The 6430-nt window shown below is 41.1% G+C and carries 9 protein-coding genes; 4 read left to right on the top strand and 5 right to left on the bottom strand.

From position 1 onward, the window contains the following. Both Xbed_RS16190 and Xbed_RS16185 read right to left on the bottom strand, forming a co-directional pair. The coding region (locus Xbed_RS16190; protein WP_086113919.1) for a primase-helicase zinc-binding domain-containing protein at positions 1-720 on the bottom strand (720 nt) is incomplete at its 3' end. A gap of 3 nt (positions 721-723) precedes the next feature. Continuing rightward, complete coding sequence (locus Xbed_RS16185; protein ID WP_086113918.1) at positions 724-1083, bottom strand: hypothetical protein; 360 nt, start codon at positions 1081-1083, stop codon at positions 724-726. Between the two features lie 254 nt (positions 1084-1337). Here Xbed_RS16185 and Xbed_RS16180 point away from each other — a divergent pair, with 254 nt between their 5' ends. Continuing rightward, entirely contained in the window at positions 1338-1520 is a 183-nt protein-coding gene (locus Xbed_RS16180) for a YlcI/YnfO family protein (RefSeq protein WP_086113917.1), read from the top strand. Positions 1521-1705: 185 nt separating this feature from the next. On the opposite strand, the gene Xbed_RS16175 is transcribed toward Xbed_RS16180, so the two are convergent. Together Xbed_RS16175 and Xbed_RS16170 are read right to left on the bottom strand one after the other, a co-directional pair. Then, positions 1706-1990 (bottom strand): helix-turn-helix transcriptional regulator, encoded by a 285-nt coding sequence (locus Xbed_RS16175; protein ID WP_086113916.1) that lies wholly within the window; start codon positions 1988-1990, stop codon positions 1706-1708. A gap of 127 nt (positions 1991-2117) precedes the next feature. Then, positions 2118-3335 carry a tyrosine-type recombinase/integrase gene (locus tag Xbed_RS16170; protein ID WP_086113915.1) on the bottom strand — a complete coding sequence of 406 codons (1218 nt, stop codon included), beginning with the start codon at positions 3333-3335 and terminating at the stop codon, positions 2118-2120. Positions 3336-3655: 320 nt separating this feature from the next. Here Xbed_RS16170 and Xbed_RS16165 point away from each other — a divergent pair, with 320 nt between their 5' ends. Further along, positions 3656-4078, top strand: a complete 423-nt coding sequence (locus tag Xbed_RS16165) for a GNAT family acetyltransferase (RefSeq protein ID WP_086113914.1) — start codon at positions 3656-3658, stop codon at positions 4076-4078. 44 nt (positions 4079-4122) lie between these two features. On the opposite strand, the gene Xbed_RS16160 is transcribed toward Xbed_RS16165, so the two are convergent. Continuing rightward, a complete protein-coding gene (locus Xbed_RS16160) occupies positions 4123-4386 on the bottom strand; it encodes a hypothetical protein (protein WP_208612261.1) in 264 nt (87 codons plus the stop codon). 186 nt (positions 4387-4572) lie between these two features. Here Xbed_RS16160 and Xbed_RS16155 point away from each other — a divergent pair, with 186 nt between their 5' ends. Next, complete coding sequence (locus Xbed_RS16155; protein ID WP_086113912.1) at positions 4573-5193, top strand: RpoE-regulated lipoprotein; 621 nt, start codon at positions 4573-4575, stop codon at positions 5191-5193. A 125-nt stretch (positions 5194-5318) separates the two neighbouring features. Continuing rightward, entirely contained in the window at positions 5319-6254 is a 936-nt protein-coding gene (locus Xbed_RS16150) for a Dyp-type peroxidase (RefSeq protein ID WP_086113911.1), read from the top strand. The last annotated feature ends 176 nt before the right edge of the window (positions 6255-6430 follow it).

The raw sequence follows: 6430 nt of genomic DNA, 5'->3' as shown, positions 1-6430 counted from the left end.
AATCGCCGCCAGTACCCGACCTTCATGTAACTGGCTGACAGTGAGTGCCGTTGCATAACCTTCGGTAATGATGATTGTGTCCGGCGTTCCGGTAATCTCGGATACGGGGATAAAACTGCCTTTTTTCTGCGTACCAGAGACAAGGCGCTTTTCACCGTTGGGCTTGATGATCTGTGCGCCTGTGATTGTGCCGTCCAGAGTTTGAGTAACCAGCAATAAAGCGCCGTCTTTCAATAACCGCTGATTGGGGCATTGCAGCCCCTTTTTAGCCAGATATTGAGATTCACCCGTGACAGAAGTTGCAACCAGCGCCGCGATGCGTTCCGCAATGGATTTTACTGTTCGGGGCTTTTCTTTGGCGGGCTTGAATTCTGGCAAGGGAAGCGCCAGCGCACCAGAAACTAACTTAGCGGCTTCAAAAATCGTGATCCCTTTCGCCCTTGCCACTAAATCCAGCCCGTCACCGTGATTCGGCTCATCACACTGGCGACAATGCCAGTCACCGTTATGGTGATCATCAATGAAGTGGAAACGGTCAGTTCCGCCGCATATTGGGCAAGCACTATGTTTGCCCCGCGTTGGAACATCAACACCACAGGCAGGTAACAGGCTTTGCCAGTGATTTATGGCCGCGTTCTTCACGGTATGGATAAGGTCTATCGGGCGGATGTTTTCACTACTTTGGTGGCGGTTATCTCCATGTGATGAGGTTTTCTTCATGATTTATTCCTCATAAACAGCCGCTTGAAGCGCATGATAAACGCCCTGATTGATATCACAGGCCAACGCAATCAGGTTATTTAAATCGATAGAACATTCATCCTTGGCTTTTTCAAGAATGACGTAGAATAAAGAAGTCGCCAGCTTTGTATTGTGCATGGCTTGAGACAGTGAAATAGGCGTTCTGCGCTCGTATATTCTGACTATTTCAACATTGAGGGATTCATCATCTGGCATACAAGAACTACGAATACCTTTGGCGGCTTTTTCAGCACCGCGCAATGTCTTGTATTTGTAGCGGACAGTGGCTTTTTTTACCTTGCCTGTACGCTGGTTTGTGGTGGTGATAATGATCTTAAACATGGCTTACCTCCTGAATGGAGATAGGACACATGGAATGAATAGCTATCAGTCGTTGATTGCCTGATACAATTAGGAATGTAAATTTAAGGCGAGTTTGGTTAGACTGTGTACCAGCCATAATCGTTACCTCTATTAACGGTTTGGTCAGATGCCTCGTCAGTGTTCCACCACTACGGGGCATTGCTTTTTTATGGTGCTCATCTTTATAATGGTTCGCACCAATGTTTAATAAACTACCATAATGGTTCGAACCAATGCAAGATGAAAAAAGCAAAAAACCATATGAGCGAAATAACAGTACACGCCGGACAATTCGCTTTGAAGATGAGCTACTTAAGCAAATTGAAGAAGTTGCTGATAAAGGTAATTTCAGTTCATGGGTCAAAGATGCCTGCCGTGAAAAACTTCTGGCTTTAGGTGTTGCGCCTAAAATATGAACAAACCAGTAAGAGCTTCGATTTCTAACTAACCCTCTTAAAGAGGGTTGTCTATCAAATTGATAATTACTTAATCTCAAAGAATCTCTATCGCTAATATCTACCATCACACCAATTATTCCCAGTTTTAGAGTGAGTTAGATCGCTGCCAATTAAGACAGTTGATTTTTTCATGATGTCATGTATTAATTGGCAGATTTACGGCTATACGGGTTATTGATGTTTTCTACTGTTGGCGGATTACGTACCCAATGCAGCAGATCACTAAGCAACCAAGCGCAAGAATTGCGGCCTAGTGGCTTACGGGCAGGGAAACGGCCTTCATTTTCCAGTTTCCATGCTGACGTTCTGGAAATAGAGGTAATGTGTTGGCGTTCCTTTTCACGTATAAGACGATCATAAGGTTCGCCATATTCAGAAAGGATAGAGCGGCGTTCTTCAGGTGTAGGAATGCTGTATTGAATGGTCATGTTACCCTCACTGTTTAATTGTTTTTGTGAGGGTATTTTACTTAAAAGAAATCATTACGGAAGGAAGCGATATTTGTTACGTATATATCACAATTATCATGCTCATCATTAAACTCATTAATTCCCACTATTGAGCTGCCTTTAATATAACCACATTCTCATAATGACCCGTCAATACATCTAGCCGCTCACACCACTTGTTTAAAGCGTCTAGTTTCTCTGGTAGGTATTGGCTCTTGTTGTAGATAGCCATGACACCCGGTAAGATATGGCCTAAAAGCTGGTCAACAATATGTGGAGCTATTCCCATATCATTTAAATTTGTGGAAAAAGTTCGTCTTAAATCATGTAGCGACCATTTATCCGCATAACCTAATTTTTTCCATATCTTAGTTCCATACTCTGATACTGTTTCGGTGCTTTTTAACTCGCCTAATAGGTAATCACTTTTATGATTTTGATAAATAAGTCTTTCTAAGAACGACTTCATACATTCCGGTATAGGGCGAATAATTCTTTCACCTGTCTTGCTATTTTCTTTTGGGACAGTCCATAGCATGGAATTAAAATTCCATTCTGAACATTTCGATAATCTGATCTCTCGTGTCCGACAACCAAAAACAACCAAAACTTTCAATAAATTATTATAATAAGGTAGATAGACACCTGCGTTTATGGACTCCCATAATTGCCCAAGTTCATCATCTTCTAAATACCGCTGACCTTTTTTCTGTTTTTTCCCAACATCCTGAATAGTTAAATCATCCAATACATGGCTTATTGCATACCTTCTTACCCGGCAAAATTTCAGGGCTTGTTTGCACAATTGAAGAATACCACCAGAAGCCACTGGAGCTTCCTTTTTCATTCTGTCAAAGCATTGCAGCCAATATATTATTTCACAGTCAGACAATGCCATTTCACCAATATAGGGATAAATATGTTTTTCTAATTGACGAATGAGGCTATCAATATTGACTCGGTTTTCTCTGCCATAGTGTTCTATCCAATATTCGATAGCGTCTTTTACAGTGACTGGTTTTAATGATTCTTGCATCGTTAAGTTAAATTGGAGCTTTGGATCTTTACCGGATGCCAACCAGTTACGGCATTTATCCCGTGTTTCACGAGCTTGTTTGAGGGGCATATCAGGATAGCGCCCAAGGGTAAGGCGGTTTAATTTCTTGCCATCAAGTCGGTAGGTAAAGACCCAACTAATACCACCAACTTTAGATGCTTTTGCACTCAATCCAGCACCATCGGCAAAAAACTCAATATTGTTCCTTTCTTTTCCGTGTAGGGTTTTAAGTTTTTTGTCACTGAGCTTGTTTAGTTCGGCAGCCATGATCACCTAAGATATTTATACAAATGTTTATACGCAGTGTGCTGCAAGAGTGGGAAAACGTCAATAAGCACTGGAACAATGCACAGGTAGGGAAATAATTAATTGTCTGATTTTAATATAAAAATTATAATCATGGACAAACATCAAAACATTAAACTAATATATATTAGGTATATTCATTTCTGCTTTCATTTTGGTTGGTTTATGAATATTGGCAGTATACCTGTTAGTATCAGTAAACGCATTTTCATATTGATTCCAAAATAAAAGAAGTGATAATTAATGTTGATTCAACTGCTTATTAAATAGGCTTACTTACTATGGAAATTCGGGTATTTCGGCAAGACGACTTTGAAGCCGTCATCACACTTTGGGAACGCTGTGATTTGATTCATTCTGGTGGTGATCCAGAAGTAGATATTGAACGTAAGCTAACCCATGATGCTGATTTGTTTTTGGTTGCTGAAGTTGCTGGGGAAGTGGTTGGTACGGTTATGGGTGGCTATGATGGACACCGGGGCCATGCTTATTATTTGGGCGTTCATCCTGAATTCAGGGGCAGGGGAATTGCCAATGCCCTGATTTCCCGTTTGGAAAAGAAATTATTGGCAAGGGGCTGCCCAAGTATCTTGATCATGGTTCCAGAAGAAAATGATGCAACGATTTGCATGTGTGAAAAGATGGAATATGATTATTTGGGGCAGGAAAGTGCCATTTTTAACAAACGTCTGATTATTGATTAAATATCGTTAAATAAAAAGAGCATAGGTGGCTGAACCCGATTATATTATTCAGCCATTATTTTATTTAACATGGTGTTTATGGAACGAGTCCAGAGCCTTACATAGTTGTTTTCCATCACAAGAAGATCTTTTGCCATGACGGGTTGTTCATTATCTATATCGGAGATGACTTTAACCTGGATATCCCCATTTTCATCTTTAAATAAATAATAATGTTCAGGGATGGAGGATGTGGATTTTCCTTCTAACACATTAAAACTAGAGATTAACTGATAATTAATGGGCTGTTCTGTAGGTAGATCCATCATTGTCTCCTGAATGTATTTTAGAAATGAAATGTTATGATACTGATTGTTCTTTAAACAAATATGCAATGTCACATTATTTATATTTTATTAACATCAAATTAATATCCATAACTGAATGTTTTTTGAAGAATGTGGTCTGATAGATATCAAGTTATTTCCCATAAGAAATTAAGGTAAGAAATAGTAATGGATAAATTTTTTGTATTCGGTTTGTTGTCTAAACAACGGGTGACGGCAGTCAGTAGTTTGGTTGGATGTTCATTTTTGTTAACTGCTTGTGCCGGGACACCGGGGTTTTCATGGGCTTCATTATCGCCTTTGCACTGGTTTTCCAGTTCCCTGAGCGTTTCTGACCAAGGTGTCGGAGAAATCAATAATCAGACAGATATGACTCTGGCGGCGATTGAACAACGCCTGAAAGGTAAATATCGCTTGCGTAGTGGCATGGAAATGCAGAATGGTAAGTTGAGCAGCGTGATTCAAGGAATGAAAGATGATCAAGTGGAACTCGCATTCTATGGTCTGGCTAATGGTAAGGTTAATCGCATTGATGTATTGGATGAGGGCATTAAAACCGCTTGGGGAGCGAAAATAGGAATGCCTTTTTCCGAGCTGTATGATAAAGCATTTGGGGCATGTCAGAGATCCAATGATTTTACGATGCAGCCCACGGTTGTCTGTAGCGCCCCACAAAGTCAGCATGTCAGCTATGTTTTCACCGGGATTTGGAACGGTCCTGAGGGATTAATGCCTTCTGATGATATTCTCAAAAATTGGAAAATTTCACGTATTATCTGGAAATCCTGATAAAATCTCAAAGAGAGTTGACTGTCGGAGTAAAACTCTCTTTTTTTCCACCTGTATGATAGAAGAATATTTTATTGCAGAGAGCAACGTTCATTTTTAATCCATTTTAGTAAAAGGAAAAAAACATGACTCATGCACAGAGTGGTATTTTGCTGGAACATAGCCGTTTTGGTATTTTTATTGAAGCCATGATCCAACCCACTGAATTGGAAGCAGTGCGCCGGGGCTGTAAAGTATTTTGTCAGGCATTATCTGAGCTGCAAATGCAGTTTCCGGATGACAAATTAGGTGCTGTCATTGCATTTGGCCCTGAAGCATGGCGATCCTTGTCTGATATAAAATCCCTATCTGATATAAATTCGCTCTCTAATATAAATAGTGCTCCAGAGCTTAAACCGTTTCAGCCACTCGGCAAGGGGCTGGCACCGGCAACACAGCGTGACATGCTGATCCATATCCAATCATTGCGTCATGATATTAATTTTTCTATGGCACAAGCTGCCTTGTCTGCCTTTGGCAGCGCTATTGAAGTTATCGAAGAAACTCACGGCTTTCGTTGGATTGAAGAGCGGGATCTCAGTGGTTTTATTGACGGTACTGAAAACCCTAAGGGCAGTGAATGCGCAGAGGTCGCGCTGATCCAAGAAGGCCGTGATCAGGGCGGTAGCTACGTCGTCGTGCAACGTTATGAGCATAACCTGAATAAATGGCACCGTTTTTCTGACGAAGAACAGGAAAAGATGATTGGGCGTACAAAAAAAGACAGCATCGAACTGGAAGAGCATGTCCGTAATCAAACCTCCCACGTTTCTCGCGTTGTCATTGAGGAGAATGGCGAAGAGCTGGCGATTTTACGCCGAAGTTTGCCATACGGTACAGCGAGTGGTAAGCAGGGTTTATTTTTTATTGCTTACTGTTATTGCCTGCATAACATTGAACAGCAGTTATTGAGTATGTTTGGTGAGCGGGATGGTAAGCATGATGATCTCTTGCGTATGAGCAAACCTGTGACCGGAAGCTACTATTTCGCCCCTTCATTGACACAATTGCAGGCGCTGTAAGATTGAATCGCGGTGCACAGAGTGATAAGCCGTATCCCCGTTGCACCGTGACATTCCAGCTCATCACTGTCGTTGCCAATTCCGGGGATGGCTAACCCGGATCGGGTTAATACCCTGCATCTTATCGCGTTTCATCATTGCTCATAAAAATTCGATATATAAAACAGTGGGTAATA

Source organism: Xenorhabdus beddingii (assembly GCF_002127545.1).
GTDB classification, from domain to species: Bacteria; Pseudomonadota; Gammaproteobacteria; order Enterobacterales; family Enterobacteriaceae; genus Xenorhabdus; species Xenorhabdus beddingii.
Note: the sequence above shows the minus strand (reverse complement) of the source record. Positions and strands in the feature narration are given on the sequence as shown.